Annotated in this window: 27 protein-coding genes and 1 pseudogene; 26 read left to right on the top strand and 2 right to left on the bottom strand. The window is 36.6% G+C overall.

What is annotated here, in order from left to right; all coding sequences use genetic code 11:
- Positions 1-222: 222 nt before the first annotated feature.
- Positions 223-1,506, bottom strand: coding sequence for an NCS2 family permease (locus BUB45_RS03165; RefSeq protein WP_073005167.1), 1,284 nt, complete (start codon positions 1,504-1,506; stop codon positions 223-225).
- Positions 1,507-1,808: 302 nt separating this feature from the next.
- Between BUB45_RS03165 and sdaAB the strand changes: the two genes are divergently transcribed.
- From sdaAB to rnc, 9 genes and pseudogenes are all read left to right on the top strand, one after another.
- Positions 1,809-2,471: an L-serine ammonia-lyase, iron-sulfur-dependent subunit beta gene (gene sdaAB / locus BUB45_RS03160; RefSeq protein WP_073005165.1), complete on the top strand. Its 663-nt coding sequence runs from the start codon at positions 1,809-1,811 to the stop codon at positions 2,469-2,471.
- Positions 2,472-2,556: 85 nt separating this feature from the next.
- A pseudogene (locus BUB45_RS03155) lies at positions 2,557-2,673 on the top strand (L-serine ammonia-lyase, iron-sulfur-dependent, subunit alpha); the annotation flags it as partial.
- 15 nt (positions 2,674-2,688) lie between these two features.
- On the top strand, positions 2,689-4,719 hold the full coding sequence (gene recG, locus BUB45_RS03150; RefSeq protein WP_073005164.1) for an ATP-dependent DNA helicase RecG: 2,031 nt from the start codon (positions 2,689-2,691) through the stop codon (positions 4,717-4,719).
- 363 nt (positions 4,720-5,082) lie between these two features.
- Positions 5,083-5,655, top strand: a complete 573-nt coding sequence (fapR, locus tag BUB45_RS03145; RefSeq protein ID WP_073005708.1) for a transcription factor FapR — start codon at positions 5,083-5,085, stop codon at positions 5,653-5,655.
- Positions 5,656-6,663, top strand: coding sequence for a phosphate acyltransferase PlsX (gene plsX / locus BUB45_RS03140; protein ID WP_073005162.1), 1,008 nt, complete (start codon positions 5,656-5,658; stop codon positions 6,661-6,663).
- Positions 6,660-7,601, top strand: a complete 942-nt coding sequence (gene fabD, locus BUB45_RS03135) for an ACP S-malonyltransferase (RefSeq protein ID WP_073005160.1) — start codon at positions 6,660-6,662, stop codon at positions 7,599-7,601. Before plsX ends, fabD begins: the two co-directional genes overlap by 4 nt.
- Positions 7,601-8,341 carry a 3-oxoacyl-[acyl-carrier-protein] reductase gene (gene fabG, locus BUB45_RS03130; RefSeq protein WP_073005707.1) on the top strand — a complete coding sequence of 247 codons (741 nt, stop codon included), beginning with the start codon at positions 7,601-7,603 and terminating at the stop codon, positions 8,339-8,341. Before fabD ends, fabG begins: the two co-directional genes overlap by 1 nt.
- Positions 8,342-8,378: 37 nt before the next feature.
- Positions 8,379-8,615, top strand: a complete 237-nt coding sequence (gene acpP / locus BUB45_RS03125; protein WP_073005157.1) for an acyl carrier protein — start codon at positions 8,379-8,381, stop codon at positions 8,613-8,615.
- Between the two features lie 70 nt (positions 8,616-8,685).
- Positions 8,686-9,369 carry a ribonuclease III gene (gene rnc / locus BUB45_RS03120; RefSeq protein ID WP_073005155.1) on the top strand — a complete coding sequence of 228 codons (684 nt, stop codon included), beginning with the start codon at positions 8,686-8,688 and terminating at the stop codon, positions 9,367-9,369.
- A gap of 286 nt (positions 9,370-9,655) precedes the next feature.
- On the opposite strand, the gene BUB45_RS03115 is transcribed toward rnc, so the two are convergent.
- Entirely contained in the window at positions 9,656-9,877 is a 222-nt protein-coding gene (locus BUB45_RS03115) for a DUF1128 domain-containing protein (protein ID WP_073005153.1), read from the bottom strand.
- Positions 9,878-10,087: 210 nt separating this feature from the next.
- Between BUB45_RS03115 and smc the strand changes: the two genes are divergently transcribed.
- From smc to sucD, 17 genes are all read left to right on the top strand, one after another.
- The gene (smc, locus tag BUB45_RS03110) at positions 10,088-13,654 is read left to right on the top strand and encodes a chromosome segregation protein SMC (RefSeq protein WP_073005151.1); all 3,567 of its coding nucleotides are present in this window, start codon (positions 10,088-10,090) and stop codon (positions 13,652-13,654) included.
- A gap of 12 nt (positions 13,655-13,666) precedes the next feature.
- Complete coding sequence (gene ftsY, locus BUB45_RS03105; RefSeq protein ID WP_073005149.1) at positions 13,667-14,662, top strand: signal recognition particle-docking protein FtsY; 996 nt, start codon at positions 13,667-13,669, stop codon at positions 14,660-14,662.
- 430 nt (positions 14,663-15,092) lie between these two features.
- The gene (locus BUB45_RS03100) at positions 15,093-15,413 is read left to right on the top strand and encodes a putative DNA-binding protein (RefSeq protein ID WP_073005148.1); all 321 of its coding nucleotides are present in this window, start codon (positions 15,093-15,095) and stop codon (positions 15,411-15,413) included.
- A 13-nt stretch (positions 15,414-15,426) separates the two neighbouring features.
- Entirely contained in the window at positions 15,427-16,773 is a 1,347-nt protein-coding gene (ffh, locus tag BUB45_RS03095) for a signal recognition particle protein (RefSeq protein ID WP_073005146.1), read from the top strand.
- A gap of 138 nt (positions 16,774-16,911) precedes the next feature.
- Positions 16,912-17,190: a 30S ribosomal protein S16 gene (gene rpsP / locus BUB45_RS03090; protein ID WP_073005144.1), complete on the top strand. Its 279-nt coding sequence runs from the start codon at positions 16,912-16,914 to the stop codon at positions 17,188-17,190.
- Positions 17,191-17,199: 9 nt separating this feature from the next.
- Positions 17,200-17,427, top strand: a complete 228-nt coding sequence (locus BUB45_RS03085) for a KH domain-containing protein (RefSeq protein WP_073005142.1) — start codon at positions 17,200-17,202, stop codon at positions 17,425-17,427.
- Between the two features lie 200 nt (positions 17,428-17,627).
- Positions 17,628-18,017 (top strand): YlqD family protein, encoded by a 390-nt coding sequence (locus BUB45_RS03080; protein ID WP_073005141.1) that lies wholly within the window; start codon positions 17,628-17,630, stop codon positions 18,015-18,017.
- 11 nt (positions 18,018-18,028) lie between these two features.
- Positions 18,029-18,544: a ribosome maturation factor RimM gene (gene rimM / locus BUB45_RS03075; RefSeq protein WP_073005139.1), complete on the top strand. Its 516-nt coding sequence runs from the start codon at positions 18,029-18,031 to the stop codon at positions 18,542-18,544.
- 3 nt (positions 18,545-18,547) lie between these two features.
- The gene (trmD, locus tag BUB45_RS03070; protein WP_073005705.1) at positions 18,548-19,267 is read left to right on the top strand and encodes a tRNA (guanosine(37)-N1)-methyltransferase TrmD; all 720 of its coding nucleotides are present in this window, start codon (positions 18,548-18,550) and stop codon (positions 19,265-19,267) included.
- Positions 19,268-19,416: 149 nt separating this feature from the next.
- On the top strand, positions 19,417-19,761 hold the full coding sequence (gene rplS / locus BUB45_RS03065) for a 50S ribosomal protein L19 (RefSeq protein WP_073005137.1): 345 nt from the start codon (positions 19,417-19,419) through the stop codon (positions 19,759-19,761).
- A gap of 212 nt (positions 19,762-19,973) precedes the next feature.
- Complete coding sequence (gene lepB / locus BUB45_RS03060) at positions 19,974-20,549, top strand: signal peptidase I (RefSeq protein ID WP_244527645.1); 576 nt, start codon at positions 19,974-19,976, stop codon at positions 20,547-20,549.
- Between the two features lie 9 nt (positions 20,550-20,558).
- Complete coding sequence (ylqF, locus tag BUB45_RS03055) at positions 20,559-21,416, top strand: ribosome biogenesis GTPase YlqF (RefSeq protein WP_073005133.1); 858 nt, start codon at positions 20,559-20,561, stop codon at positions 21,414-21,416.
- Positions 21,417-21,801: 385 nt separating this feature from the next.
- Positions 21,802-22,572, top strand: coding sequence for a ribonuclease HII (locus tag BUB45_RS03050; RefSeq protein ID WP_073005131.1), 771 nt, complete (start codon positions 21,802-21,804; stop codon positions 22,570-22,572).
- Positions 22,573-22,588: 16 nt separating this feature from the next.
- Positions 22,589-24,220: a hypothetical protein gene (locus tag BUB45_RS03045; protein ID WP_073005120.1), complete on the top strand. Its 1,632-nt coding sequence runs from the start codon at positions 22,589-22,591 to the stop codon at positions 24,218-24,220.
- On the top strand, positions 24,217-24,480 hold the full coding sequence (locus BUB45_RS03040) for an EscU/YscU/HrcU family type III secretion system export apparatus switch protein (RefSeq protein ID WP_073005118.1): 264 nt from the start codon (positions 24,217-24,219) through the stop codon (positions 24,478-24,480). Before BUB45_RS03045 ends, BUB45_RS03040 begins: the two co-directional genes overlap by 4 nt.
- Positions 24,481-24,668: 188 nt before the next feature.
- Positions 24,669-25,829 carry an ADP-forming succinate--CoA ligase subunit beta gene (gene sucC, locus BUB45_RS03035; RefSeq protein ID WP_073005116.1) on the top strand — a complete coding sequence of 387 codons (1,161 nt, stop codon included), beginning with the start codon at positions 24,669-24,671 and terminating at the stop codon, positions 25,827-25,829.
- 43 nt (positions 25,830-25,872) lie between these two features.
- Positions 25,873-26,775 (top strand): succinate--CoA ligase subunit alpha, encoded by a 903-nt coding sequence (sucD, locus tag BUB45_RS03030; RefSeq protein WP_073005114.1) that lies wholly within the window; start codon positions 25,873-25,875, stop codon positions 26,773-26,775.
- Positions 26,776-26,932 lie beyond the last annotated feature (157 nt).

Below are 26,932 nucleotides of genomic sequence, written 5' to 3'. Positions count from 1 at the left end.
TTCTTTCGTGATGCATGGGATATATATCCCTTAGCTAGATAGCACAAATAAATAAAAGAAAGGTTCCTTGAAAGGTACTCAAGGGGCCTTTTATGTTTCATCTTACTATACTTTAAAAGGTAATGGGAGATTTTGAAAAAAATCATTTATAATAAAACCGCATGATACCATATTGGATCTCATGCGGTTTAGTAATTCAGAATGAGCTATAGTTGCTTTAAGTTAAATCCCTATCATTTTTATAACAAAATCAAGTAAGAATAAACTAGAAATAACTAAGAGCGGTGCTGAAAGCTCGTGTTTTTCGCCAATTGCCATTTTAACAATTGGGTAAGCGATAAAACCAAAAGCCATACCATCTGCAATGCTGTAAGTAAATGGGATCATGACAACAATTAAAAATGCTGGCAATGATTCTGATAAGTTGTCAAGCGGCAGTTGCTTTATATTTTGCACCATTAAAAAGCCAACAATGATTAAAATGGGGCTTATTGCCGTATTAGGTATCATTGTAATCCAAGGGATCAATACAATGGTTGCTAAGAAAAGAAAGCTGGCAATAATTGCTGTTATTCTTGTTCTTCCTTTAGAAGCGATCACAGCTGCGTTTTCAGCAGCAGAAACAGTAGGTGAAGTACCAAGGAACGCGCAAGTTAAAGTTGAAAATGCAGTGACTTGGTAAGCTCTTTGATACTGATCTTCTCGTTTTAGCATAGAGAGTTGTCCGTGTAAAAGTCCCATATTTTCAAATATTAAAATCATCGATAAAGGAAAAACGGATAACCAGAATGAAAGTTCACCAATTGCGTTAAAAGATGGAATGAAGAGTACGTCACTCCACTCTACTTGCAATGATTGATTGCCAGGTTGGATAATTCCGCCGATAGCAGCAATAATGGTCCCTAATAGCATCGTAATTAAAAAGTTGGCAGGGATATTCTTAACAAATAGGAATATTGCTAGAAATAGTGTGATTAAACTAACAATAACTGTAGAGGATGTAAAATCACCAATAGCAATAATGGTATTACTTCCTTTACTAACAAGTCCGCTCTTCTCTAGTCCAATTAAAATTAAAAATAGACCTAACCCGACGGTGATAGCGTGCTTTAATGAATCAGGAATTGCCTTTTTAAATAATACGCCTAACTTTGTAAAAGCAGTAATTAAAAAAACAATCGCTGCAATAAAGACAACAGCCAAACCTTCATGAAAAGTGAGATTAGTGCCACCGATAATGGAGTATGCAAATAATGCGTTTATACCCATACCAGGGATAACGATTAGCGGAAGTTTTCCGAATATCCCCATCAATAATGTTCCAATGAAGCTAGCGAGAATAGTGGCGATCATGCCGCTTTCTAACGAGATTCCAGCTTCGCTAAGAATGGAACCATTGACGACAACAATGTACATTGTTGTAAGGTAACCAATTAAGCCTGCGACCCATTCGTTACGTAGGGTAGAATTATTGGCTAGTTTCAAGTTGCTTTTCTTATCAGGCATACAAACTCCTCAATGTATTTCCTGTCCCTCTCCCGCCCGATTATATAATATATAATCCACAAGAAGTAATTATATCGAGAATATAATATAAAGTCAAAGAATCACCCAATCTTTATGGTTCGTGTGGAGTCCGTATCCACTTGCGGTAATATGTAACTTTAAAGCGAAGATGAAAAAATATCTAATGGGAAGATCGTTATGCTATCTTTTGGTTAATGTACATGCGATGAATGATGGAATAGTATTTTTTTGTTATAATCAACAAGAGAAGAAAAGTTCGTGATTAAAGGATGGGATGGAGATTGAAATACAATTCTGTTTTCGACATTATTGGACCTGTTATGATTGGTCCGTCAAGTTCACATACAGCTGGTGCATCTAGAATTGGTAAAGCTGCACATAGTTTATTTGGTAGAGCCCCAACATGGGCTAATATTCATCTTTATGAATCATTTGCAAAAACGTACAAAGGTCATGGAACAGATTTTGCATTAGTAGGTGGTTTGCTCGGTTTTGATACAGATGATACACGTATGAAGGATGCATTAAAAATAGCTGAAGAACGTAACATGCAAATAGAATTTATTGAAGATAGCGCTGCTGTCAGTCATCCAAATACGGCACGATTAAAGATAGGCGATGAGAGAGACTCCATGGAATTGGTAGGTATATCTATTGGTGGTGGCAAGGTAGAAATTACGGAATTAAATGGTTTTGAATTACGTTTATCTGGAAACCATCCAGCGATTTTAATTATGCATAATGATCGTTTTGGGGCTATCGCTTCTGTAACGTCTGTTCTAGCTAAGCATGAAGTCAATATTGGTCATATGGAAGTAAACCGAAGAGATGTAGGGAAGGAAGCGTTGATGGTTATAGAAGTTGACCAAAACGTCGATGATGATATATTGCATGAACTCGAAAAAGCAGAGCATATTATCCGAATCGCTAAGATTAATAGCTGATTAGTAAAGAAAAGAGGTGAATATCTCATGATGTTTCGGACTGTTCAAGAATTAGTGGAGATAGCTGAAATGAAAGCAATATCTTATGTATAGAATTGGAAAGCAAATGCCATCCAGTTTACGAGAAACGGGAGAAGGCAGATTGGCCGATACACCAACTGGACGCTGGCTAAAAGATAAATTGTTAGGACTATCAAGCTAAGAAAGTGTGATAATTATGTTAACCGATCCTGTTACCCACGTGAAAGGTGTTGGGGAGAAAATGGGTGAGGATTTTTCTCATATCGGCATTTTTACAGTAGAAGATTTATTCAATTATTTTCCCTATCGGTATGATGTTTTTGAAATAAAGCCATTAAGTGAGCTTGTACACGATGATAAAGTTACGATTGAGGGAAGGGTAGTCCACGATCCTTCTCTCACTTTTTATGGAAAGCAAAAATCAAGATTAACTTTTACATTGGAAGTAGAGCAAATTGCTGTAAAAGCGGTTATGTTTAATCGATCCTTTGCTAAAAAACATATTTTTAAAGGAGAAATAATTACCCTTGTTGGAAAATGGGACGCGCATCGCTTACAAATTACAGTGAATACGTATAAGAAAGGACCAGCTTCACAGCAAGATGAAATGCAACCTGTTTACCCTGCTCGCGGAGAGCTATCGTCTGGGAAGTTAAAGAAAGTCATGAAGCAGGCGTTGGCGAGTTATTCTGATGCTATTGGGGAAATTCTTCCGACAACTTTTTTAACTGCATATAAATTACCAACCCGTAAGGAAGCGTATCAGACGTTGCATATGCCCACGAGCCGAATTGCTTTAAAACATGCACGTAGAAGGCTTATATATGAAGAGTTCTTAGTATTTCAGTTACAAATGCAGTTACTACGAAAGTGGAAACGTGAAGCTACTGTTGGAAATGCGCAAGACTATAATAGGAAGCTTGTTAAAGAATTTATAGATACATTTCCATTTACGCTAACGAGCGCACAGCAAGGCGCACTTGAGCAGATTTTAACGGACATGCAATCGCCTTATCGTATGAACCGTTTGCTTCAGGGTGATGTTGGGTCTGGGAAAACTGCTGTTGCAGCTATTTGCTTGTATGCTTCTGTTACAGCTGGGAAACAAGGCGCTTTAATGGTACCTACGGAAATATTAGCAGAACAACACTATGAATCGCTTGATAAATTATTTGGAGGACGAGCAAATATTGCTTTACTTACTGGTTCCATTAAAGGAAAAAAACGTAAAGAACTAGTGGAACAAATTTACAGTCAACAAATAGATATTGTTATCGGAACGCATGCTTTAATTCAAGAAGATGTGCAGTTTTCTGAGCTTGGGTTTGTTATTGTAGACGAACAGCATCGATTTGGTGTAGAGCAAAGACGAACCTTGAGAGAAAAAGGTTTGTCCCCGGACGTTTTGTTTATGACAGCAACCCCCATACCGCGTACTTTAGCTATAACAGCATTTGGAGATATGGATGTTTCCATCATCGACCAGATGCCTTTAGGAAGAAAAGAGATTGAAACGTATTGGGTACGAGAAACGATGTTAGATCGCGTATTGCAATTTGTGGGTAGTCGTATTCAAACTGGTGAGCAGGCATACGTTATTTGCCCGCTTATTGAAGAATCAGACAAATTGGATATTCAAAATGCGGTCGATGTGTATCACCAATTAAGGGCATATTTTCCTGAAACTGTAGAAATAGGTTTAATGCATGGAAGATTAACGACTGAAGAAAAAGAAACAATCATGAAAAAATTTGCTAATAATGAAGTTCACCTACTTGTTTCCACAACTGTAGTGGAAGTAGGGGTGAATGTTCCCAATGCAACAATTATGATGATTTATGACGCAGAGCGATTTGGATTATCACAATTGCATCAATTACGTGGGAGAGTAGGCAGAGGAGAGAAGCAAAGCTATTGTATCTTAATTGCTGATCCGAAAGGGGAAACAGGGAAAGAACGCATGCGAATTATGGCAGAGACGACAGATGGATTTGCATTATCGGAACAAGATTTGCAACTACGTGGGCCAGGTGATTTTTTTGGAAAAAAACAAAGTGGCTTACCTGAATTTAAACTTGCTGACATGATTCATGACTACCGAGCATTAGAGACTGCTAGACAAGATGCTGCAAAGATTATTCAAGACGGTTTATTAGAAACGAAAGAATATGCATTGCTTTCAAAATATGTAGAGAATAAATTTCAGGTGGATGAAAAATTGGATTAATAAATAGTTGCATTAAGCGCTTTGGTAATATATATTACTATTAGGAGCAAGTCATAATTGTTGTTTTTCCGGTTTATGTATTAGAGGATTGCGTTAGAGATTAAAGGAGTTTTTCTTTTACGAAAGCAAACTTTAAATTTATAGTAAAAAAGAAAGCTGTCGTCCTAAAAGATTTGCTCGTAACTCTAGTTTTTTCAAGCTAGCAGTAAAGCCTATACGCTTTGTTTAAAGTTACATTCCCTTATTTTTTCTTGTATGCAAAAGTAGTAGGAATCGCTTATGAATACGACAAATTTACGTTTTATAAGTCTCTGTGAATAACCTATATAAGCTAATGGATAATTTTATATGGATGGTGCAGTCATGAAAAGATCAAAGGCTGATCGGCAGCGTTTATTAAAAGAAACGATTGAACAAACACCTTTTATAACAGACGAAGAGTTAGCCAAGAAATTTAATGTAAGTATCCAAACTATTCGCTTGGATCGCATGGAATTAGCCATTCCTGAACTGCGACAACGTATTAAATCAGTGGCGACGGAACAGTGGAATGAGACGGTTAAAGCACTACCACTTGAAGAGGTGATTGGTGAAGTTATTGATTTAGAATTGGATGAACGAGCAATTTCAATTTTAGATATTCGTCAAGAACATGTTTTTTCACGAAATAAAATAGCTCGCGGTCACCACCTCTTTGCACAAGCCAATTCGTTAGCAGTTGCTGTATTGAATGACGAACTGGCACTGACTGCTAAATCAGAGTTGAAATTTACGAGGCAAGTGAAAGAGGGAGAACGCGTAATAGCTAAAGCTGTAGTAAAAGGGGAAGAAAAAGGATTAACTCTCGTACATGTAAATAGTTTTGTAGAAAATGAGTTAGTATTTACAGGTGTATTCTATATGTATCAATTGAATCAGCATAAAGGAGCAGACTAAATGAGAATTGCAATTGACGCCATGGGAGGCGATCACGCACCAGAATCGACTGTTCTTGGTGCCATGAAAGCTGTCTCTGAAATGAAGGATTTACACATTACGTTAGTCGGTAATGAATCAGAAATAAAAAAATATGCGAGCGAACATGATCGAATTCATATTCTACATACGAATGAAGTGATTACTGCTGAAGATGAGCCTGTGCGTGCTGTTAGAAGAAAAAAGCATTCTTCACTAGTTTTGGCAGCGAATGAAGTCAAACAAGGTAAGGCAGATGCTTGTATCTCAGCAGGAAACACGGGAGCATTAATGAGTGCGGGATTATTTATTGTAGGTCGAATCAAAGGGATTGAACGACCAGCTTTAAGTCCTACGCTTCCAACATTAGATGGTCAAGGATTTTTATTTTTGGATGTTGGAGCCAATGTAGATGCAAAACCGAACCATTTACTTCAATACGCCATAATGGGCTCTATTTATTCCGAAAAGGTTCGTGGTTTATCTCAGCCAAAAGTAGGTCTTTTAAACGTTGGCACGGAAGATGGAAAAGGATCAGAATTAACGAAAAAGACTTTCCAATTACTACAAGAAGCACCGATTAATTTTATTGGAAATGTTGAAGCTCGTGATATGTTAGATCACGTTGCAGATGTTATTGTAACGGATGGATTTACCGGAAATGTTGCGCTTAAAACGATCGAAGGGACAGCTGGTTCGATCTTTGCTATGTTAAAACAAACATTAACGTCATCTACTAAAAGTAAGCTAGCAGCAGGCATGTTGAAAAAAGATTTAAAAGCTTTGAAAACAAAGTTAGATTACTCGGAATATGGTGGTGCCGGTTTATTTGGACTGCAGGCACCAGTCATTAAAGCACATGGATCCTCTGATCAAAGAGCAATAGCTAACGCGATTAAGCAAGCACGCTATATGGCAGAAAACCAAATCGCAGAAACGATTCAGTCAACGATTGAGTCCTTACATGTAGCGAAGGGGGAAGATGAATGAAAAAAGTAGCTTTTATGTTTCCGGGACAAGGTTCTCAAGAAATAGGCATGGGGAATGAATTGTATCATACTTATCCAGAAGTGAAGCAATTATTTCAAGAAGCTGATGACTTATTGGAAATAAACTTAAGTCAAATTATAAGTAACGGACCAAAGGAACAATTAACCGCTACTGAATATGCGCAACCAGCTTTGCTATTATTAAGTACTGCAATACACGCGCTACTCTCAAAATATGGCGTTCAGCCAGTTAATCTGGTCGGACATAGTCTTGGGGAATATAGTGCGCTCGTTGCTTCAGGTGCGATTGCTTTTGATGAAGCACTTCCATTAGTAGCTAAACGGGGTCAGTTAATGGAGGAAGCTTTCCCGAAAGGACAAGGAACGATGGCAGCCGTATTAGGTCTAGATGGGCAAACTGTTCATCAATCATTAACCGAAGTAGAAGATGAAATAGTGGATATCGCTAATTTGAATTGTCCTGGTCAAGTTGTTATTTCGGGCTCTGTAAAAGGTGTGGAACGTGCTACTGAAATATTAAAGGCGCACGGAGCAAAGCGGGTATTACCTCTAAATGTTAGTGGTCCATTTCACTCTCGACTAATGCAAGCAGCCAATGAGTCATTTTCCGCTTATTTGGATAAAGTAACGATAAGAGATGCTAAAATACCAGTTTATGCTAACGTTTCTGCTCAACCAGTAAGAGACAAACAAGAAATAAAACAATTACTCGTAAAACAACTTTATTCTCCTGTGCGCTTTGAAGAATCCATTCAAAATATGATGAAGCATGAAGTTGATGCGTTTGTGGAAGTAGGAAATGGAAAAGTTTTAAGTGGACTTGTAAGGAAAATTGATCGGAAAACGAAAACATTCGCCGTTCAAGATGTCGCATCATTAAATGAATTTATTGCATGGTATAAGGAGGAGAAAATGTGATTCTAACTGGAAAAAATGCACTAGTTACAGGAGCTTCAAGAGGAATTGGTCGGGCTATAGCCCTTGAATTAGCGAAGCGAGGAGCAAATGTTGCTGTTAATTATGCAGGTAGTGAAGCAAAAGCAGAAGCCGTTGTAAGTGAAATTCAACAGCTTGGAAGACAAGCTTTTAAAATTAGAGCAAATGTAGCAGACGAATCCGAGGTAAAAGCGATGATAAAGGAAGTAGTTTCTCGTTTTGGTTCGTTGGACATTCTAGTGAATAATGCTGGAATAACGCGGGATAATTTGCTAATGAGGATGAAAGAAACGGAATTTGATGAAGTTATTAATACGAATTTGAAAGGTGTATTCATTTGTACGAAAGCAGTTACGAGACAAATGATGAAGCAGCGTGCAGGAAAAATTATTAACGTTGCCTCCATCGTTGGTGTGAGCGGAAACCCTGGTCAAGCAAATTATGTAGCTGCCAAAGCAGGAGTAATTGGGTTAACCAAGACAACTGCAAAAGAGTTAGCTACTAGGAATATTCATGTAAATGCGGTAGCACCAGGTTTTATTTCAACAGATATGACCGATGCTTTATCGGAAGAACAACATAAAGAAATGCTTGCATTGATTCCGTTGCAAAAACTAGGAGAGCCAGAAGATGTAGCGAAGGTTGTCCGATTCTTGGCAAGCGAAGATGCAGACTATATTACTGGTCAAACGATCCATATTGATGGTGGCATGGTAATGTAAGAACTTCTATACATAACTTGAAAGGGGGTGACTGGATATGGCAGATGTATTTGATCGTGTAAAAGCAATCATTGTCGATCGTCTTGATGTTGACGAGGCAAAAATAACAATGGAAGCTTCTTTTAAAGATGATTTAGAAGCAGATTCATTAGATGTTGTTGAACTTGTTATGGAACTAGAAGACGAATTTGACATGGAAATTGCTGATGAAGAAGCAGAAAAAATTAATACAGTAGGTGATGCTGTTAACTACATAAATAATTTACAAGGTTAACAGTTTAGCGAAAGAAAGTCTCGTCTAGCGAGACTTTCTCTATATTAAGATGTAAATAGAGGTGCCATTCATGAATGTTGACCAATTAGAAAAGCAATTAGGTGTTCGTTTTCACAATCCCTCACTAATCGTACAAGCATTTACTCATTCATCTTATGTGAATGAGCATCGTGATCAAGTATTTTCGGATAACGAAAGGCTCGAATTCTTAGGAGACGCTGTATTAGAGCTTGGCGTATCTCAATATTTATTTCGGACGAATGAAAAAATGCCTGAAGGGGAAATGACAAAGTTAAGAGCTGCAATTGTTTGTGAACCTTCTTTAGCCAGTTTTGCACGTGGCTTACGGTTTGGAGCGTATATCTTACTAGGTAAAGGAGAAGAGCAAACTGGTGGTCGTGACCGCGATGCCCTGCTGGCGGATGTTTTTGAAGCATTTTTAGGTGCGCTTTTTTTAGATCAAGGTTTTCATACAGCCATACAGTTTCTCGAAGACTATATATTTCCGAAAATAACAAATGGTGCTTTTTCGCATGCGATGGATTATAAGAGCCAATTACAAGAATTAATTCAACAAGTAAAACACCGTTCAGTTGAATATAAGATTGTCGAAGAACGAGGGCCATCTCATGACAAGGAATTTGTAGCTAAGGCTTTTATACAAGGTGAAGTATACGGATCAGGAATAGGGCGTACAAAGAAAGAAGCTGAACAGAGGGCAGCTAAAGCCGCTTTAGATAAATACAAACAATAGCAAAAGGCTGTATTACCTTTTACAGCCTTTTGCTATTGTTTTTCTACAGGTTTATTCAAAAAGTGCCCAAGGAAATGATATAATAAGTATTTATCGGCTCATTTTTACGTTTCTTGTTAGTGAAGCCTAGGTTATTGCTAGTCTTTATGACGAAATGTCGTTATTTTTTATACGATAACTCCGTTTTAAAGTGGAATACATAACTACCCTCTTTCCGCACCTTGTCTGTACATGCTTTTGGTTAGTTGTACAACTTTTGGAGCTATTTACCTACCATTTTTTGTTCTTATTTACGAGTATTTCGTAATTCCTCTATAAAGGCTTGCGTCTCAAGTGTACTAAGGTGCCCTTTTTGTTTAATTAAATCATACAGCGACTTTAGCTCTGTATATTTATTTAGATCGTAATCTTTTGCATCCATAATTGTACGATTGACAATGGAAAGGTGATCAGCAATCTCATCTAAAAGTATTTTTAAATTTTCCTGAGATGGTGTTTCTAAATTCATTATTTCAGCTCCTTTTATCTTCATATCACGGCAAAACTTCTTTTACTATAACATTTATGATAAAATATATGCGGTAAAATGCCAACTATTTTTTGTTTGTAGTTAGATATAGATAGATAATAAAAAAGTATAAATTTATTTGTAGGATTGGATATGAGGCTATATAACGATTGTTATCCATATTCTTTCAATCATTAGGAGAAATGTCAGGTGTATTTGAAAAAATTAGAAAGCGTCGGTTTTAAATCGTTTGCCAAACGAATAAGTGTTGATTTTGTTCCGGGAGTAACAGCTGTAGTTGGACCAAACGGGAGCGGAAAGAGCAATATTACAGATGCTATTCGTTGGGTTCTCGGAGAGCAATCAGCAAAATCGCTGCGCGGTTCGAAAATGGAAGATATTATATTTCAAGGTAGTGATACACGCAAACCGCTTAATGTTGCTGAAGTAACATTAGTTCTTGATAATCATGATCAACTTCTACCATTAGATTATGATGAAGTAAGTGTAACGAGACGTGTTTATCGCTCTGGTGATAGTGAGTACTATATTAATAACCAATCCTGTCGCTTAAAAGATATTGTTCATCTATTCATGGACTCAGGGCTTGGTAGGGAAGCTTTTTCGATTATTAGCCAAGGAAAAGTAGAAGAAATATTGAGTTCTAAGGCAGAAGAAAGAAGAACCATTTTTGAAGAAGCAGCAGGCGTTTTAAAATATAAACAACGAAAGAAAAAAGCAGAATACAAACTTGCGGAAACACAAGAAAACTTAAATCGTGTGGAAGATATTATTCATGAAATTGAACAGCAAATGGATCCTTTACGAGAGCAAGCAGAAACTGCTCATCAATATAAGGTGTTTAAAGAGCAATTAAAGGAGACTGAAATTACATACTTACTTGCTGAAATTGATCGCCTCCATACAGAATGGAAATCAATGTTAGCAGAATTAGAAAAGGTAAAAAATAAACAACATCATGTACAACAAACTTTGAAGCAAAAAGAGCAGCAGCAGGAACAAGAGCGTTTAGCTATTGTGCAAATGGATGAAAAATTAGAGCAATTACAAGCAGATTTATTAACAGCAACACAAACACTGGAAAAATATGAAGGGAAGAAGCAATTGTTTTTGGAACGTTCTAAACACTTTTCTGAAAACAAGGCAAAGCTAGATTCCCAGAAGAATCAAACTTCCGTACGAATAGGTCGTTTACACGATGTTTTTGTGCAAGAAAAGAAGAACTTAACAGCATTACAAACCGCCAAAAAAACAACTGCTGATACTGTGAAAGAGTTAGAGCAGAAGCTCAGATTAGGAAATGCAAATTTGACTCAAAAGATAGAAGATCGAAAGTCCGATTATATTGAGTGTTTAAATCAACAAGCTGCTAAACGTAATGAAAAACAAACGTTAGATGAGCGACTGCAGCAGTTAGCTGTAAAGACAGAAAAACAAGCAGAAAAGTTTGCCGGGTTAATTCACGAACGAGAGAAATTACAAGAAAAATGGAACACGCTTGCACCTGATGTGGACAAGCAAAAACAAGTATGTATGCAAAAAGAAAAGAATATTCATTCCACGAAAGAATTATTACAACAGGAACGTTATGCCTTTCAAGAAGCACAAACTAAACTATATCAAGGCTACCAATATATCGAAAAAGTAAAATCCAAAAAAGAAATGCTTGAGGAGATGAAGGAAGAATTTCAAGGTTTTTTCCAAGGTGTAAAGGCTGTACTAAAGGCTCGTAAAGAAAATAAACTTGCTAACATATATGGCGCAATTATTGAACTAATAGAAGTTCCTAAAGCGTATATTACAGCTATAGAAACCGTGCTTGGTGGGCAAGCGCAGCATATTGTTGTAAGAGATGAACAATCAGCTAGGCAGAGTATTTCCTGGTTAAAGCAAACAAATAATGGGAGAGCTACTTTTCTACCTCTTTCCTCCATTCAACAGCGGTTTATTCCTAATGAACTAAAAATTCAACTAGCTGAGCATGAGGGATATGTTGGTGTTGCAGGTGAACTTGTTCAAACCGAGGCTATGTATCGTAAAGCAATTAATCATTTAATGGGGCATGTTATTATAGCTAAAACTTTGAAGGATGCAAATGAATTAGCGGCGCTAGCTTCTAGACGGTATCGTATTGTAACTCTGGATGGAGATGTCGTTCATCCAGGAGGCTCCATGTCCGGTGGTGCCAAGAAGAAGACAAACCAATCGTTATTTACGCGTGAAAAAGAACTTGAAGAAATGGTTGAGAAGTTAGCTACTTTTAATAAGAAAGTGTTGGACTTTGAAAAAACTGTCCAAAATAAAAAGGCGAACATTCAACAATTGGAACAAAAGTTAAATGAAGAAGAATCAAGTGTACAAGTTGAGCAAAGCCAACTCCAGCAAATGCAAGAAAGTATGCACGAGTTAGAAATAAGGTTGCATGCTTTAAATGATCAATTGCAAATATATGATCAGGATAAACGACAACATTCCGAAGATCATGAGGGTGTAGCAAATCGAAAAGCGGAGTTAGAAAAAGAACTAAAGCAACTTGATGAACAAGCAAAAGAAATTGAACAGGAAATTAACGAGTTAAACAAACAACAGACAGAGTTAATCGAGAATAAAGAAAAGCTGCAAGAAGAATTGCACCAAAAGCAAGTTTTACTAGCGGAACAAGAAGAACGTGTTAAGAGCCAACGAGAAAAAACAAAACAAGTGCAAAATCAACTAACAGAGCTTCAACGCGAATATGATCAATATGTAGAAGAGTGGAATAATCTCATTGAATTTCAAGAAACCAAGGAAACAGAGGAAGACATCGATGATACAATTCGCCAACAGTCAGACGCGAAACAAGGAATAACAGCATCTTTACAAAAAATACGAGCAGAACGAGATACTAAATCAAAACAAATGCAAGCAAAAGAGCAGGAGCTTAAGCAAATTCATACTGAATTGGACGACCTTAGACGAGAATCAAATGAGAAAGAAGTGAAGTCTAATCGGATGGATGTAGAACTTGAGAATATGTTAAATCATTTACAAAATGAATATTTGATGACTTATGAAAAAGCGCGTCAATTCTACGTAAAAGCTCAAGATAAACAAGCTGCCCAAGCTGCTGTTACCCAATTAAAGCAACAAATTTATCAATTGGGAACAGTGAATATAGGAGCGATTGATGAGTATGAGCGCGTCTCTGAACGATACGATTTCCTCAAAGAACAACAGACAGATCTTGTAGATGCGAAGAAAACATTATATGAAGTAATTGGCGAAATGGACGAAGAAATGAAAGACCGTTTTGGTGAGACTTTTTCGCAGATTAAAGAAGCTTTTGCGAATGTTTTCAAGCAATTGTTTGGCGGTGGCCATGCTGAATTGAAATTAACAGACCCTAAAAATCTACTCGATACAGGTGTGGAAATTATTGCACAGCCACCAGGAAAGAAATTGCAGCATCTAGGTTTATTATCGGGTGGGGAGCGGGCGCTAACTGCAATTGCTTTGTTATTTGCAATTTTACATGTTCGTCCGGTTCCATTTTGTGTGCTTGATGAAGTAGAGGCAGCGTTAGATGAAGCAAATGTAACTAGATTTGCTAAATATGTGAAAATTTTTAGTGAAAAAACACAGTTTATTGTTATAACACACCGTAAAGGTACAATGGAGCAAGCAGATGTGCTATATGGTGTAACTATGCAAGAATCAGGTGTTTCACGTTTAGTATCTGTTCGCTTAGAAGAGACAGAACAATTAGTTGAACAATAGGAGGACTGAACAATGGGATTTATGGATAAGTTAAGAAACAAATTTCAACGAGGTCAAGAGGATGTAGAAGAAGTATCCGATAAGTACAAGGAGGGGATGAAAAAAAGTCGACAAACTTTTTCTGGAAAAATAAACGATTTGCTGGCTAAATATCGAAAAGTAGATGAAGATTTCTTCGAGGAGTTAGAAGAGGTACTAATTTCTGCAGATACCGGTGTATCTACTGTAATGGATCTAATTGATGAATTAAAAATGGAAGTAAAGCGTCAAAAGATGAAAGATACATCAGAAATGAAAGATGTTATCTCGGAAAAACTTGTAGAAATATATTATGGAGATGATGATCAGGAAATAGAGAGCCTTGCTATTCAGAAAGGTGAACTTTCCGTCATCTTAGTTGTCGGCGTAAATGGTGCAGGTAAAACTACTTCGATTGGAAAATTGGCCCACCAGCTTAAACAGGACGGAAAAAAAGTGATGCTTGCTGCTGGTGACACTTTTCGTGCTGGAGCAATTGAACAATTAGAAGTATGGGGAGAGCGAATAGGTGTGGATGTAGTAAAACAAACTGCTGGTAGCGATCCGGCAGCTGTGATTTTTGACGGGATCAAATCAGCAAAATCAAAGCAAGCTGACGTTCTCATTTGTGATACTGCGGGAAGGTTGCAAAACAAAGTGAACTTAATGAACGAATTAGCAAAAGTGAAGCGGGTCATCGCAAAAGAAATTCCAAACGCTCCGCATGAAGTGTTGCTCGTTTTAGATGCAACGACTGGTCAAAATGCTTTAAGCCAAGCAAAAGTCTTTGCTGAAGCGACAGATGTAACCGGGATTGTTTTAACGAAATTAGACGGTACAGCTAAAGGTGGAATTGTTTTAGCTATCCGAAATGAACTACAAATTCCAGTTAAATTTGTCGGTTTAGGAGAAGGAGTAAATGATTTACGCCCGTTTGATGCTCATGCATTTGTCTACGGTCTCTTCGCTGATTTATTAGAAAAAGAATAAAGTGACCTTTTAACCAGTGGAGGGTAATCTCCACTGGTTATTCATAACTTTAGAAAACTTAACTTACAACCATATGTTAATAGCAAAAGTCGGAGAATCTTACAACAGTTTTTATTAAAGGATAAAGGAAGTTTGCTTGACACATAAATTACATTCCGTTATTCTTATTTTGAAGTAGTGTCAAAAGAGTGTTTTCGTTTTTTCTTTATGCTATAGTACAGTAATCGTTTTAAGTATTATAGCCTAAGAAAATTTAAGGCTTTTGCTATAAAAATGGCAGAAAGCTAAATTTTGTTAATCCAAAGATGCGTACTCGTATTTTTTTACCAAAAGTGCGTATAAGAAGAGTTTTGGTATGAAAGAAGTCTTATAACAAAAACATACAACATTTAAATTAATTGATAAACAAAAAGAAGAGAGGTGTAACAACATGCTAGAAAAAACGACTAGAATGAACTATTTATTTGATTTTTATCAAGCATTACTTACACCCAAACAGCGTAACTATATGGAAATGTACTATTTAGAGGATTATTCTCTAGGTGAGATTTCAGAAGTATTTGATGTATCTAGGCAAGCTGTGTATGATAATATAAAGCGAACGGAACAAATGTTGGAATCATATGAACAAAAGCTTCACTTATATGAAAAATTTCAGCGGCGCTTTGAGCTGTTAAAGCGACTGGGTGAAATAATTTCTGACGATAATGACGCGCAACAGCTCGTGAATAAAATAAAAGAATTAGATTAGGGGGACACCTTCTATGGCATTTGAAGGATTAGCTGACCGCCTGCAAAGTACCATAAAGAAAATAACGGGTAAGGGTAAGGTAACGGAACAAGACGTAAAAGAAATGACAAGAGAAGTTCGTTTAGCTTTGCTAGAAGCAGACGTTAACTATAAAGTCGTTAAAGATTTAATTAAAAATATTAAAGAACGTGCGGTTGGTCAAGAAGTAATGGAAAGTTTAACACCTGGCCAACAGGTTATTAAAGTTGTCAAAGAAGAATTAACGGATTTAATGGGTGGAGAACAGAGTAAAATTGCTGTAGCTGATCGTGCTCCTACTGTCATTATGATGGTAGGGTTACAAGGTGCTGGGAAGACAACCACCTCTGGAAAGCTAGCAAACCTCTTACGAAAACAACATAATCGCAAACCATTACTCGTTGCTTGTGATGTTTATCGCCCTGCAGCGATTCAGCAATTGGAAACATTAGGACAACAACTTGACATGCCAGTATTTTCAATGGGGACAGATGCAAATCCTGTAGATATTGCAAAACAGGCAATGGTAAAAGCCAAGGAAGAGCATCATGATTATGTCATTATTGATACTGCTGGACGCTTGCATGTAGATGAAGAACTTATGGGAGAATTACAACAAATTAAAACCGAAGTCGATCCCCATGAAATTTATCTTGTAGTTGATTCGATGACCGGCCAGGATGCTGTGAACGTTGCAGAAAGCTTCAATGAACAGCTTGATATAACAGGTGTTGTGTTAACCAAATTGGATGGTGACACTCGTGGTGGGGCCGCTCTATCTATTAAAGCTGTTACGGACAAACCTATTAAATTTGCGGGTATGGGAGAGAAACTTGATGAATTAGAAGCATTTCACCCTGATCGCATGGCGTCTAGGATTTTAGGTATGGGAGACGTGCTATCTTTAATTGAAAAAGCTCAAACGAATGTAGATGAAAAGCAAGCGAAAGAACTGGAAGAGAAAATGCGCACGATGTCTTTTACATTGGATGACTTTTTAGAGCAAATGGGTCAAGTGAAAAATATGGGTCCATTAGAAGACCTAATGAATATGATTCCAGGTGCAAATAAAATGAAGGGTTTGAAAAATGCCCAATTTGATGAAAAACAACTCGCACATGTAGAAGCGATTATTCAATCTATGACCAAGAAAGAACGTCAAGACCCAAGCATTATGAATGCAAGTAGAAAAAAACGGGTAGCTAAAGGTTCAGGTACAAATGTTTCACAAGTGAATCGCTTGCTGAAGCAATTTGAAGAAATGAAAAAAATGATGAAGCAAATGACAAATATGCAAAAAGGAAAAAAAGGCAAAAAAGGAATGAAGCTGCCGTTTATGTAACAGCTTGAAGCAGATGCATTCAATTGATATGTTCTGCCTAATTAATTTACTCTGTAATGGGAAAACACTTTACAGACTTAAATTTTTCTGCTAGAATTTAAAAATGTGTTAAGTTTTTAAAGATGGAGGTGCAAGAAAATGGCAGTAAAGATTCGTTTGAAGCGTATGGGATCAAAAAGAAACCCTTTCTACCGTATCGTTGTAGCTGATTCAAGAGCGCCACGTGATGGTCGTTCTATCGAGCAAATTGGAACGTATAACCCTGTAGTTAATCCAGTTGAAGTTAAAATAGATGAAGATAAGGCACTTGACTGGATGTCTAAAGGTGCAAAACCTAGTGATACAGTTCGCAATCTATTCTCTAAAGAAGGCATCATGAAGAAATTTCACGAGCAAAAAAATCAAGTTGCAAAGTAGTGTGATAACATGAAAGCTCTTATTGAAACGATTGTTACATCACTTGTAGATCATCCTGAAGATATCGTTATTACTGAAACAGAAGAAGAAACGAAGATTGTATATCATCTTTCTGTTCATTCTGAAGATGTCGGTAAGGTGATCGGAAAAAATGGTCGAATTGCAAAGGCTCTTCGAACGGTTGTTTATGCAGCGAAGACAAATAGTACTAAACGTGTGTATTTAGATATTATGTAAAAGGGAAAGGGATTAAAACCCTTTCCCTTTTTGCCACGTTAATGCTAATATAATAATGGGGCAGTATGCAGATTGAAGTGGAAAAGGTAATAGAGGAATTAAAGCATGTAAATGTATGAACAAGGGTGTTTAAAACAAGGTAAAGAGCATATAATTATTGCTATGCTCTGCTGAGACGTTCTGAGAGTGAGGCGAGCCATATGCAAATAATAAAAAAGGTACAGATTAAACAAGTTTTAACGGAAGATAGTAAACAGAAAATGCAGGCAAATTTCCATGATCATAAAATGCGACTTGAGCAAGAGTGTCAACAGTTGTTGTTTGAACAGCGTAAACTACTAAATAAATCTACTTACTCCAAGCATGAACTCGAACAACGGTTTCAACAGGAAATTAATAATCGGAAAGAAAAAATAAAACTGGTTGAGTTTAAAATGGAACAACTGGATATGCTTGAAATAGGTAGTGAAATTGTTGAAAAAGAGGTTGAAGCTCTTGTTGAGGTTACAGAAGGATCCAATTGGCATGAGATAATGAAAGAACAAGCAATTGTTATAAAAGATAATATGGTGATACGGATAGATGAATAGCAGGTGATTAAATGGCAGAGAAGATGTTTACAGTAGGAAAAATCATAAATACACATGGCATTAAAGGAGAAGTCAAAGTGTTACGTATAACCGACTTTGATGATCGATTTGAAGTTGGTAAGCGCGTTTACGTGGTAAATGATGGACATGCCCCTTTACTAGTTACTATAACCAGTCATCGCGTGCATAAGGGTTTCGATCTGTTGCAGTTTGAAGGTTATGAAAACGTGAATGATATTATTCATTTTAAAGGCTGTGAGCTAAAAATCCCTGAATCGGATCAGACGGAATTAAATGAGCATGAATACTATTATCATGAAATAATTGGCTGTACTGTTATAACAGAAACAGGAGAAGAATTAGGAATAATTAAGGAGATTTTATCACCTGGTGCGAATGACGTATGGGTCACTAGAAAAAAAAGCGGCAAAGATATACTCATCCCGTATATTGAAGATGTTGTTTTGGAAGTTGATGTCAAAGCAAAGAAAGTCATCATTTCTCCAATGGAAGGGTTGTTGGAATAAATGATGCATATAGATATATTGACACTCTTTCCAGAAATGTTTACAGGTGTGATAGAATCATCCATATTAAAAAAAGCACAGGATAAGAATAAGTTTACTTATCAACTAGTTAATTTTCGTGAATATGCTCAAAACAAGCATCAGAAAGTCGATGATTATCCGTATGGTGGAGGAGCGGGAATGGTGTTAACTCCCCAGCCTATTTTTGATGCGGTAGAAGCAGTAAAAAAAGAACGTTCTTCTAAGCCACGTGTTATTTTAATGTGCCCACAAGGAGAAACATTTACCCAAAAAAAAGCAGAAGAACTTGTACAAGAGGATCATCTTATTTTTATTTGTGGGCACTATGAAGGATTTGATGAACGTATACGTACACATTTAGTAAATGATGAAATATCCATAGGGGATTACGTTTTAACAGGTGGAGAGCTAGGTGCTATGGTAGTAATGGATAGTGTTATTCGCCTACTTCCTAATGTACTTGGGAATGAAGCTTCAGCACCTCAGGATTCGTTTTCATCAGGTTTATTAGAACACCCTCATTATACGAGACCAGCAGAATTTCGTGGAATGAAAGTTCCAGAAGTTTTGTTGTCTGGTGATCACGGTAAAATTGCGGCATGGAGAAAAGAACAGTCGCTCAAGAGAACGTATGAACGGAGAAAAGATCTGTTAAATAATTCAAAGTTGACAATAGATGAAAAAAGCATTGTAAAAGACTAAATACGATATTGGCAAAAGTAGTTGCAGTTCTTTGAAGTATATGGTATATTAGAACCTGTGTTTAAAGTAATATATGTTTTAAACACTATCAACGATGTTCCGCTGCCATTTAAAAGGCATGAGCATTGGTTTGGAAGGAGTGAAACAGGATGCAAAAATTAATTGAAGATATTACAAAAGATCAATTACGCACAGATCATCCTGAATTTCGCGCTGGGGATACTGTAAAAGTACACGTTAAAGTTGTCGAAGGTTCCCGAGAACGTATTCAGGTATTTGAAGGTGTTGTAATTAAACGTCAAAACGGCGGGATTAGTGAAACATTTACAGTGAGAAAATTATCTTACGGTATCGGTGTGGAACGTACATTCCCATTACATTCTCCACGGATTGATAAAATCGAAGTAAGCCGTCGTGGTATTGTTCGTCGTGCGAAACTTTACTATTTGCGTAATTTACGTGGAAAAGCGGCTCGCATTAAAGAGCGTCGTTAATGAAATACATGACAAAATAGAGTGTTTAAGAAAAGGGGCTTGGCAATTATGCATAAGCTCCTTTTTTATACTACAGGAAAGTATCGGGTTAAAATCTCTTCTAACCTGAAAGGCTACATAATTGCTAAGTTACACTTACATATGAATGGCCGTTGTAATTTATATTCTTGCCTCATTTTAAAAAAGTGTATTTTGAAATGGAGGTTTGTTCTTTGACTGAAAAATCAAATAGAAAAAAGTATCGCGAAGAGTGGTTAGGATGGGGAAAAACAATTTTAATTGCTCTTGGCTTGGCATTTATCATTCGTACATTTTTGTTTGCGCCTATTGTGGTGGAAGGTCCATCTATGCTCCCAACATTACATAATGGCGATCAAATGATGGTAAATAAAATCATTTATGACCTGAAAGACCCAAAACGTTTTGATATTGTTGTATTTCATGCTTCTAGTGAAAAAGATTTTATTAAACGTGTTATCGGTTTACCTGGAGACCATGTTGAAGTTAGAAATAATATATTGTACATTAATGGAAAAGAAATAGAACAGAACTTTTTAAACGGCCAAGCGAATAAAACTCAAGCAAAAGTATATACAAACAATTTTACCTTGGAAGACCTTCCGGGCAGTTATCGTAAAATACCTGAAGATTACGTCCTTGTTTTAGGCGATAATCGAGAGAATTCAATGGATAGCCGTTCCCTAGGGCTTATACCAATGGATCAGATTGTTGGCAAGACAAATTTCATTTATTGGCCGTTCGAGCGTATGCAACTAATTGGAAAGTAGGGTTAAGTAATGACAATACAATGGTTTCCTGGCCATATGGCAAAAGCAAAGCGTGAAGTAGAGGAAAAACTGAAGCTCGTTGATTTTGTTATCGAACTAGTAGATGCTAGAGCTCCTCTATCTTCTCAGAATCCCATGTTGCAGCAAGTAATTCAGCAAAAGCCAAAAATGGTTGTAATGATGAAAAAAGACTTAGCTGATCAACAAATTACGGAACAATGGATAAAATACTTTGAACATCATCAGATCTCAGCCATTGCTATTAACGTAAATGAACGGCATGATATACAAGCTGTTATACGGTTGGCAAAAGAGCATGCTAAGATGAAAATGGAAAAACTACGTTCTAAAGGTATACAGCCTCGAGCTCCTCGTGCTATCATTGTTGGCATACCAAACGTTGGTAAATCGACATTAATTAATCGCTTGGCAAATAAAAAAATAGCTAAAACGGGAAATAAGCCAGGGGTGACAAAACAGCAACAATGGATAAAAGTGAAATCTGATTTTGAACTTTTAGATACACCTGGGATATTATGGCCGAAGTTTGAAGATCAAGAAGTTGGGCTTCGGTTAGCTGCAATTGGTACTATTAAAGATCAATTACTTTCATTGCAAGATATCGTTGCCTTTGTTATTCAATATATGCAACAATATTACCCAGAAAACTTAAAACAACGTTATAATTTGGAAAATACGCTAGAGGATATGTGGGATATATTCAACTATATCGGTAAGCAGCGTGGAGCGCTTGAAAGCGGAGGGAAAGTTAATTTTGCAAAAGTGTCTGATATCGTAATTCAAGATTTACGTTCAGGTAAACTTGGTAAAATTTCTTTGGAAACACCTGAAATCGAATCAACTTAAAACAGTGTGAGCAGCTTGAAATTAAAAGTATGATTCACTTTTAACTGTCATGAAGGCTTACTGGATTAACGTAAAGGTTTGTCAATTAACGAAGAAATACGCATAGCATAATAAGATACACTATTGTAAGACATGCATCTTCGGATGGGTGTCTTGTTATTTCATTTGGAAATTTTAACGCAGAACTAGTGTTAGAAAACTTGTCTTATCGTCAAGTTGTTATGGCGTAAGCCTTCATTTTTCTTATACTATAAACCAAAACATCTTATGATTTTCTATAGTATAAAAAGTTTAATCACTAGCCGATTTTTCTAAAAATGAATAGAAGAGAAACATTCATTTCATATTTTTATTATTTAGTCGATAGTAAAAAGGTAGGGGTAATATGAAGAAAATATCTATTAGAGAACTGAATTGCTTGTTTGATGCAGATGAATTGGACGAGAAACAAATTGAATATTTGCGATTGGATGAAAGAAAAGGCGTGCAACAATTAATTCATAAATATGATAAACAACAGCTTAAATTTCAAGCGCTACAAGAACGTTATGTGGAAATGACGATATTTGAACGCTGGCACTATAAACAAGGAATAAAATATATAGCTGGAGTTGACGAAGCTGGAAGAGGCCCCTTAGCTGGGCCTGTTGTAGCAGCTGCAGTAATCTTACCATCCAATTTTAAATTATTAGGACTAGATGATTCCAAACGGTTAACGGAGTCAAAACGAAATGAATTTTTTTATTACATAAAAGAACATGCAATTAGTTATGGAATTTCTATAGTTGATAGTAAAATAATAGATCAAATTAATGTATTAGAGGCAACAAAACTAGCTATGGCCGAAGCTATTGAAAAATTAGACCCTGTCCCTGAACATATATTAATTGATGCTGTAGAATTGCAAAAAATAACAATTTCAAGTGAAGCAATTACAAAAGGTGACGCCAAAAGCATCTCAATTGCAGCAGCTAGTGTACTGGCAAAAGTGACAAGGGATAATTATATGAAGGAATTACATCTTCAATTCCCTATGTATGAATTTGCTTTTAATATGGGGTATGGGACAGCAGAGCATGTGAAAAAAATACATCAATATGGTGTTTGTCCACAGCACCGCCGCTCATTCACACCAGTTAAAAAAATGATCAATTAGGAAAGAGGGAAGTATTGTGCGCATCCATCAGTTGAAAGAAATATTACAACTAAATAAGTTAAAAATTCCCTCACAACAACTCAAAAAAGGTCAAATTATTCAAGGACAGGTTATTAAAATATACCCCGAAAATAAGGTGCAAATACAATTAGGTGGCTTGCGACTGGTAGCTCAGTTACAAGCTTCTTTAACAACTGGAAAGTATTATTATTTTCAAGTTATGCAAGCTGATGAATTGTTAAAATTAAAGGCATTAGGTAATGAAGCATTGAATGCGAATCAATTGTTACAGCAACTTTCTTTAAAAATGGCAACGAACCAAGCGGAGCTTGTGCAGCAATTAACGAAGGAACAAATATCTTTTAATAGAGAGCAATTGCAACAAGCTTTTGAATATATGTCACAATATAAAGATAAGCAAGTTCAAGTTTTTATGCCTATAATGAAAGAGTTAATAGCGAATGAATGGCCAATAACTGAACAAACTACGAAAGCTCTTCACATGCAAAAAAATTATCCTTTCGCTACTCAATTGCAAAAACTTTTGCATATGCTACCGAAGGATTCGAATTTTTCAATGCTGCGAGGCCATTTAAGCGATCTTTTACAACCAACTGCTGAAAATATTGCAAATAGCCAAAATCAAATGGGTAAGCTACTATCTTTACGAAATAAACAAGTGTTTTCCCTCATCCAGTCGTTATTAGATGGTCAAGACCTTTATTCTTCCAACACAATAAATAATTTAAAGCATTATATAACTAATAATCAATGGTTTATACAAAATGCTGACCAAATATTAAAAAAATGGGAAAGCAAACTTCTATTAACTGCGGCTAATCAATATATGTTTTCAGATGATGAAGTCTCACAGTTAAAACAAGATGTAACAAAAGTTTTTCCGACAATATTCGCCAAAAACGTAGGTAACGGAGGTGATTTTGGCGGTTTACTCGTTCAGTTACGTGCATTGCAAAAGTCACAGACATATGAACAATTAGAGCAAATTATTACGTTTTCACAAAAATTTTTATTAACAGAGCCAAAGGAGCAATTTTTGCAATTGACAAAACGGTTTTTGCAACTTTCTGGTATATCACATGAAAATTTGTTGGTTAAAGGAGAATCTCCGCCAACTACGATTAAAAGTCAATTGATTTCCATGTTACAGCAAACAAAAGGTGGGTTGGGGGAACAACTACAGCAAGTGCTTCACCATTTACATGCTGTGCAATTATCCTCTGTGCAAGATTTCGATAATGGCTTTTTGCAAGCATACCTACAAATACCAGCCTTAAAGTTAGGATTAACAAATGATATGGAAATAAAGTTCGAAGGAAAGAAAACAGAAACAAATAAGTTAGATCCAAATCATTGTCGAATTGTGTTCTATTTGGAATTAACAAATATAAAAGAAACTGTGGTAGATATGCATGTACAAAACCGAAATATTAGCATTCATGTTTTCAATGATCATATCCAATCGCGAACACTTCCAATGCAATTTCAGCCTTTATTAAAGAAAGGGTTAAAGGAAATGAATTATCATCTATCTTCTATTTCATTCTTTGCTTTACATCAAGGAAAGAAAGCAAAAAAAGTTGCATTTAATGCTCAGAGTTATCAAGGGGTGGATTATCGAATATGAATTTAAAACAAAGGAAAGTAGCAGCACTGCGCTATCATGAAGCACATCACACTGCTCCTGTCGTTACTGCTTCGGGTAGAGGTAAACTGGCAGATGAAATCATTGAAACAGCAAAGGAAAATAATATTCCAATTTTAGAAGATGCTTCTTTAGTAGAGTTGTTAGGTCAATTAAACATAAATGAAACGATTCCAGAAGAGCTTTATGAAGTAGTAGCTGAAGTATTTGCATTTATCTATCGTACAGATCAGCAAATGTAACATAAAGCATGTTTAAAGGCTATTATACGTGACTATTGTATGAATTCAATGGTCTTTTCATAGTAAAAGATATATATGTAGAAAAAATGTGGCGTAGCGAAATATGTTGAGATGTGCGGTAATTCTTGTTAATTGAAGCGTTTTTTTATACAATGGATATGCAGTGAAATTTGATGGGAGGATATAGGATGAACATTCATGAGTATCAAGGCAAAGAGATTTTGCGACAATACGGCGTTAAAGTCCCTAATGGAAAAGTTGCCTATGCAGTTGAAGAAGCTGTAGAAGCTGCAAAACAATTAGGAAGCGATGTCACAGTAGTGAAAGCACAAATTCACGCTGGCGGACGTGGTAAAGCCGGCGGGGTAAAAATAGCTAAAAATGTCGATGAAGTGCGTACATATGCCGACGAAATTCTTGGCAAAACGTTAGTAACGCATCAAACAGGACCACAGGGGCAAGAAGTGAAACGTTTATTGATTGAAGAGGGCTGTGATATTCAAAAAGAATATTACATTGGCTTAGTACTGGATCGCGCTACTTCTCGTGTCGTTATGATGGCATCTGAAGAAGGTGGTACAGAAATTGAGGAAGTAGCTGCTGCTACACCTGAGAAGATATTTAAAGAAGTTATTGATCCTGTTGTTGGTTTAACAGGTTTTCAAGCACGTAGATTAGCTTTCAATATTAATATTCCACATGATTTGTTAGGTAAAGCTGTCAAATTCATGATTGGTTTATATACAGCATTTGTCGAAAAAGACTGTTCCATTGCTGAAATTAATCCGTTAGTAACAACTGGTGATGGGGAAGTCTTAGCCTTAGATGCAAAATTAAATTTTGATGACAACGCTTTATTCCGTCAAAAGGACATTATGAATTTACGTGATTTTGATGAAGAGGATGAGAAAGAAATTGAAGCGTCCAAGTACGATTTAAGCTATATTTCATTGGACGGGAATATAGGTTGCATGGTAAATGGTGCTGGACTTGCTATGTCTACCATGGATATTATTAAGCACTATGGCGGAGAACCCGCTAATTTCCTTGACGTTGGAGGCGGCGCTACGGCTGAAAAAGTAACGGAAGCTTTCAAAATTATTCTATCTGATAAGAATGTAAAAGGTATCTTCGTTAATATATTTGGTGGCATTATGAAGTGTGATGTAATTGCTGAAGGAGTTGTAGAAGCAACCAAGCAAGTAGGGCTAGAAATTCCGTTGGTTGTTCGCCTAGAAGGAACAAACGTTGCTAGAGGGAAGGAAATCCTGGAAGCTTCAGAATTGAATATTACCTCTGCTAATTCGATGGCTGACGGTGCTCAAAAAATAGTCTCCATGGTAAAGTAAACTTCGTAAAATGACGTTAAAATGTTTGAAAGGACGGACGAAAATGAGTGTATACGTTAATAAAGATACAAAAGTAATTGTCCAAGGGATAACCGGTGGCACAGCTAAATTTCATACGAAACAAATGCTTGAATACGGCACAAAAATTGTTGGTGGAGTCACTCCGAAAAAAGGTGGTACAGAGGTAGAAGGTGTACCTGTTTTTAATACAGTATTAGAGGCTGTACAAGCAACAGGTGCTACAGCTTCCGTCATTTATGTACCGGCCCCGTTTGCGGCGGATGCCATTCTAGAAGCTGTTGACGCTGAATTAGATTTGGTTATTTGTATAACGGAGCATATTCCGGTAATGGATATGGTAAAAGTAAAACGTTATATGGAAGGAAAGAATACAAGGCTCGTAGGACCAAACTGTCCAGGGGTTATTACTGCTGATGAAAGTAAAATTGGTATTATGCCTGGTTATATTCATAAAAAAGGTCATATTGGCGTCGTCTCTCGTTCAGGAACATTAACATATGAAGCGGTTCATCAATTATCAGAAGCTGGATATGGTCAAACTACCGCTGTTGGTATTGGTGGCGATCCTGTGAATGGAACGAATTTCATTGACGTGTTAGAAGCATTTAATAATGATCCAGAAACGTATGCTGTTATGATGATTGGAGAGATAGGCGGTACAGCAGAAGAAGAAGCTGCTGAATGGGTGAAAGCAAATATGAAGAAACCTGTAGTTGGTTTTATTGGAGGTGCTACAGCTCCTCCAGGAAAAAGAATGGGGCATGCTGGCGCTATTATTTCAGGTGGAAAAGGAACAGCCGAGGAAAAAATTCGCATTATGAATGAATGTGGAATTAAAGTTGCTGAAACGCCAGCAGTTATGGGTGAAACAATGATAGGTGTTCTTGAAGAAAAAGGATTAAAAGAGAAGTGTAAAACACATTAAGGTTTCCTAAAAAAGTTTGACGTTCATTTGTATTTTTAGTTTAATATTAAATCTAAAAACGTAGGTTATAAGTTACGATAGAAATATCTGTACGCAATGGAGGAGCCTAGTTAAAAAATCATAGGCTCCTCTTTACTTATCTTCTATTGAAATACTA

The sequence above is a fragment of the Virgibacillus chiguensis genome (assembly GCF_900129865.1).
In the GTDB taxonomy this organism is placed as follows: Bacteria; Bacillota; Bacilli; order Bacillales; family Amphibacillaceae; genus Virgibacillus; species Virgibacillus chiguensis.
The sequence above is the reverse complement of the archived record's forward strand: the minus strand, read 5'-3'. Positions and strand labels throughout refer to the sequence as shown.

Bases quoted from the DNA above. Each gene is read 5' to 3' on its own strand.
- BUB45_RS03050 (WP_073005131.1), top strand. From the start codon at position 21,802: ATGAAGAAAATATCTATTAGAGAACTGAATTGCTTGTTTGATGCAGAT.
- sucD (WP_073005114.1), top strand. From the start codon at position 25,873: ATGAGTGTATACGTTAATAAAGATACAAAAGTAATTGTCCAAGGGATA.
- recG (WP_073005164.1), top strand. From the start codon at position 2,689: ATGTTAACCGATCCTGTTACCCACGTGAAAGGTGTTGGGGAGAAAATG.
- trmD (WP_073005705.1), top strand. From the start codon at position 18,548: ATGCATATAGATATATTGACACTCTTTCCAGAAATGTTTACAGGTGTG.
- rplS (WP_073005137.1), top strand. From the start codon at position 19,417: ATGCAAAAATTAATTGAAGATATTACAAAAGATCAATTACGCACAGAT.
- BUB45_RS03085 (WP_073005142.1), top strand. From the start codon at position 17,200: ATGAAAGCTCTTATTGAAACGATTGTTACATCACTTGTAGATCATCCT.
- fapR (WP_073005708.1), top strand. From the start codon at position 5,083: ATGAAAAGATCAAAGGCTGATCGGCAGCGTTTATTAAAAGAAACGATT.
- ylqF (WP_073005133.1), top strand. From the start codon at position 20,559: ATGACAATACAATGGTTTCCTGGCCATATGGCAAAAGCAAAGCGTGAA.
- rnc (WP_073005155.1), top strand. From the start codon at position 8,686: ATGAATGTTGACCAATTAGAAAAGCAATTAGGTGTTCGTTTTCACAAT.
- rimM (WP_073005139.1), top strand. From the start codon at position 18,029: ATGGCAGAGAAGATGTTTACAGTAGGAAAAATCATAAATACACATGGC.
- plsX (WP_073005162.1), top strand. From the start codon at position 5,656: ATGAGAATTGCAATTGACGCCATGGGAGGCGATCACGCACCAGAATCG.
- BUB45_RS03115 (WP_073005153.1), bottom strand. From the start codon at position 9,877: ATGAATTTAGAAACACCATCTCAGGAAAATTTAAAAATACTTTTAGAT.
- rpsP (WP_073005144.1), top strand. From the start codon at position 16,912: ATGGCAGTAAAGATTCGTTTGAAGCGTATGGGATCAAAAAGAAACCCT.
- BUB45_RS03100 (WP_073005148.1), top strand. From the start codon at position 15,093: ATGCTAGAAAAAACGACTAGAATGAACTATTTATTTGATTTTTATCAA.
- ftsY (WP_073005149.1), top strand. From the start codon at position 13,667: ATGGGATTTATGGATAAGTTAAGAAACAAATTTCAACGAGGTCAAGAG.
- fabD (WP_073005160.1), top strand. From the start codon at position 6,660: ATGAAAAAAGTAGCTTTTATGTTTCCGGGACAAGGTTCTCAAGAAATA.
- acpP (WP_073005157.1), top strand. From the start codon at position 8,379: ATGGCAGATGTATTTGATCGTGTAAAAGCAATCATTGTCGATCGTCTT.
- BUB45_RS03080 (WP_073005141.1), top strand. From the start codon at position 17,628: ATGCAAATAATAAAAAAGGTACAGATTAAACAAGTTTTAACGGAAGAT.
- BUB45_RS03165 (WP_073005167.1), bottom strand. From the start codon at position 1,506: ATGCCTGATAAGAAAAGCAACTTGAAACTAGCCAATAATTCTACCCTA.
- BUB45_RS03040 (WP_073005118.1), top strand. From the start codon at position 24,217: ATGAATTTAAAACAAAGGAAAGTAGCAGCACTGCGCTATCATGAAGCA.
- sucC (WP_073005116.1), top strand. From the start codon at position 24,669: ATGAACATTCATGAGTATCAAGGCAAAGAGATTTTGCGACAATACGGC.
- ffh (WP_073005146.1), top strand. From the start codon at position 15,427: ATGGCATTTGAAGGATTAGCTGACCGCCTGCAAAGTACCATAAAGAAA.